This is a genomic window from Rhodanobacter sp. MP7CTX1 (assembly GCF_014205795.1).
Lineage (GTDB): Bacteria > Pseudomonadota > Gammaproteobacteria > Xanthomonadales > Rhodanobacteraceae > Rhodanobacter.
In genome coordinates this window covers 1-3,211 of sequence record NZ_JACHCN010000035.1, presented here as the reverse complement: position 1 = coordinate 3,211, position 3,211 = coordinate 1, and the positions used below count along the sequence as shown (strand labels likewise).

Here is a 3,211-nt window from a genome sequence, read left to right as displayed (position 1 = left end):
CCATGTCGATTCCCCCTGCGGGGCCTATCGACCCCACCTCACCGCCGCACAGGGGCCCCGGTAGAGCGGCGCGCGTCCTGCGCGCACTGTTTGTAGAAGCTGGGTCAAGGGCAGAGCAGAGGCCAAGCGAAGCTCTAGCCAAAACCAAAACCAAAACCAAAACCAAAGCCCAAAGCCCAAAGCCCAAAGCCCAAAGCCCAAAGCCCAAAGCCCAAAGCCCAAAGCCCAAAGCCCAAAGCCCAAAGCCCAAAGCCCAAAGCCCAAAGCCAAAGCCGCGCGAACTCCGTGTGCGGCGATGCTCTCTCCCCTGCAGGCAGGGGAGGGAGCACATCTTCTCAAGAAGGGGTGCGCATCACTTCAAGCAAGAGTGGAGTACTCAGGCCGTCAGCAATGCCGCCAACTCATCCGGCGTAGCCGCGATCGCGCTGGCGCCAGCTTGCTCCAACTCGGTGCGGCTGCCGAAGCCCCACAGCACGCCGATGCCACGCACGTCATTCGCGACTGCGCCTTCGATGTCGAAGCGGCGGTCGCCGATCATCACGGTCTGTTCCGGCCGGACGTCGAAGTCGGCCAGCGCCGCCGCAATCATCGATGCTTTTTCGCTGTGAGCGCTGTTCGGGCTGGGCCCGTACAGGCGCAGAAATGCGTCGCCGAATGGCAGGTGCGCAATGATTGGCGCGGCATGTCGCTGCGGCTTGCTGGTGACCACGGCGAGTTGGTGGCCGCTGTCGAGCAGGCGCTGGATCAGCGTCTCGATGCCAGGGTAGATCTCGTGCTCACGCCAGCCGTCCGTGTGGAAGCGCTCGTGGTAATACTCCACCGCCGCGTCGATGCGCAGCGGATCGTGATCCAGCAGTGGCGCAAAGCTGTGCCGCAGCGGTGGGCCGATCCAGTCACGCAGTTCTTCCTGCGATGGTGCGGGCACGTCCAGCTTCGCCAGTGCGTGTTTCACGCAGGCGACGATGCCGTGCTCGGAATCGATCAGGGTGCCGTCGAGGTCGAACAGGCACAGCATCAGCGGGCAGCGCGCGCCTTCAACGCGGTGACCGCCGGCAGTTCCTTGCCTTCCAGGAATTCGAGGAAGGCGCCACCACCGGTCGAGATGTAGGAGACGTCATCGGCAATGCCGTACTTGTCGACGGCCGCCAGCGTGTCGCCGCCACCGGCGATCGAGAACGCGTTGGAAGCGGCGATCGCGCGTGCCAACGTCTCGGTGCCGTTGCCGAACGCATCGAACTCGAACACGCCGACCGGGCCGTTCCATACCACCGTACCGGCCTTGGCGATCAGTTCGGCGTAGCGCCGGGCGGTCTCCGGTCCGATGTCGAGGATCATCTCGTTGTTCTGCACCTGGTCCACTGCTTTCACCGTGGCCGAGGCATGCGCGGAAAATTCCGGCGCCACCACCACGTCGACGGGCATCGGCACCAGGGCGCCGCGGCGCTTGGCGTCGGCCAGCACCTTTTTCGCCGCGTCGATAAGGTCGGGCTCGTACAGCGAGTTGCCGATCGAGTGGCCCATCGCGGCGATGAAGGTATTGGCAATGCCACCGCCGACGATCAGCTGGTCGACCTTGCCGATCAGGTTGTCCAGCAGGGTCAGCTTGGTGGAAACCTTGGAGCCGGCGACGATTGCCAGCAACGGATGTGCGGGATGCTCGAGTGCCTTGCCCAGCGCATCGAGTTCGGCCGACAGCAGCGGTCCGGCGGCAGCGATCGGCGCGAACTTGATCACGCCGTGAGTGGAGGCCTGGGCGCGGTGGGCGGTACCGAACGCGTCCATCACGAAGATGTCGCACAGGGCGGCATACTTCCTGGCAAGGGCTTCGTCGTCCTTGCCTTCGCCGACGTTCATGCGGCAGTTCTCCAGCACCACCACTTCGCCAGCGGCCACCTCGACGCCGTCGAGATAGTCGGCGACCAGGCGCACCGGCTTGCCAAGCTTGTCGCCGAGCCACTTCGCCACTGGCGCCAGCGACGATCCGGCGTCGAACTGGCCCTCTTTCGGGCGACCCAGGTGCGACAACACCAGCACCTTCGCGCCGGCATCGCGGGCGGCCTTGATCGTCGGCAGGGCGGCGTCCAGGCGCTGGGTGGAGGTGATGTGGCCGTTGTCGTCGATCGGCACATTCAGGTCTTCGCGGATCAGCACGCGCTGGTCGCGCAAATCAAGATCACTCATGCGGATGACAGACACGGCGCAACTCCGTTGAAATGGTGAAGGTTGAAGATCGCCCCTGACGGGCGTCAACCGTCTATTGTCCGGCGGCCCAGCCCCCGATGCAAACGATCGCTGGAAAGCGCGGCCCGGTCGAACGCGGTGGTTGACGACAACCTTGCTCCACGGCAGTGTGTCGGGGCCATTGACTGAATTGCCACCTTTGCGCTGGGGACGGCTTATGACAACCGGGTTAGTGCTGTATGGCTACTGGCGCTCCAGCGCCGCCTACCGCGTGCGCATCGCGCTGAATCTGAAGGGATTGAGTTACGAGACGCGACCGGTGCACCTGTTGCGCAATGGCGGCGAGCAACATTCGCCTGATTATCGCGAGATCAATCCGCAGGAGCTGATCCCGTGCCTGCTCGATGGCGAGAGGGTGATCACCCAGTCCATGGCGATCATGGAATATCTTGACGAGACGCACCCAGAGACTCCGATCCTGCCGATCGATGCGCGGGGGCGTGCGCGCGTCCGCGCGCTGGCCATGACCGTGGCCTGCGACATGCATCCACTGGGCAACCTGCGCGTGCTTAACCAGCTCGAATCGCAGTTTTCCGCGGACGAAGCGCAGAGAGGCGAGTGGTCGCGGCACTGGATAGCCACCGGCTTCAATGCGCTGGAAGCGATGCTGGCTGACAACGCGGCGACCGGCCGGTACTGCCATGGCGACACGCCGAGCATCGCCGACGCCTGTCTGATACCGCAGCTCTACAACGCACGACGCTGGAAGTTGCCACTGGGCGAGTACCCGACCTTGCAGCGGATCGAGCAGGCCTGCAACGAGTTGGAGGCATTCCAGCTGGCCGTGCCGGAAGCGCAGCCTGACGCGCCGGTATCTGCCTGAGAATCCTCAGGCTGTAGGAGCGCACCTTGTGCGCGAAAGGCTTGCGAGGAGACTTGTGGGAGATTCTATGTTTGCATGCAAGTGGTTTGGGGTAATTTGGGTTGATACTGCGAATCGGTCTTGAGCAGTGCGAAGGCGATACGGGCG

At 63.9% G+C, this 3,211-nt stretch carries 3 protein-coding genes; 1 reads left to right on the top strand and 2 read right to left on the bottom strand.

Annotated elements, in window-relative coordinates; translation table 11 throughout:
* Nucleotides 1-376 precede the first annotated feature (376 nt).
* The gene (locus tag HDE77_RS20185) at nucleotides 377-1,015 is read right to left on the bottom strand and encodes an HAD hydrolase-like protein (protein ID WP_184419716.1); all 639 of its coding nucleotides are present in this window, start codon (nucleotides 1,013-1,015) and stop codon (nucleotides 377-379) included.
* Nucleotides 1,015-2,196 (bottom strand): phosphoglycerate kinase, encoded by a 1,182-nt coding sequence (locus HDE77_RS20180; protein ID WP_184419715.1) that lies wholly within the window; start codon nucleotides 2,194-2,196, stop codon nucleotides 1,015-1,017. The genes HDE77_RS20185 and HDE77_RS20180 overlap by 1 nt, the downstream gene beginning before the upstream one ends.
* Nucleotides 2,197-2,398: 202 nt before the next feature.
* Here HDE77_RS20180 and maiA point away from each other — a divergent pair, with 202 nt between their 5' ends.
* Nucleotides 2,399-3,064, top strand: coding sequence for a maleylacetoacetate isomerase (gene maiA / locus HDE77_RS20175; RefSeq protein ID WP_184419714.1), 666 nt, complete (start codon nucleotides 2,399-2,401; stop codon nucleotides 3,062-3,064).
* The last annotated feature ends 147 nt before the right edge of the window (nucleotides 3,065-3,211 follow it).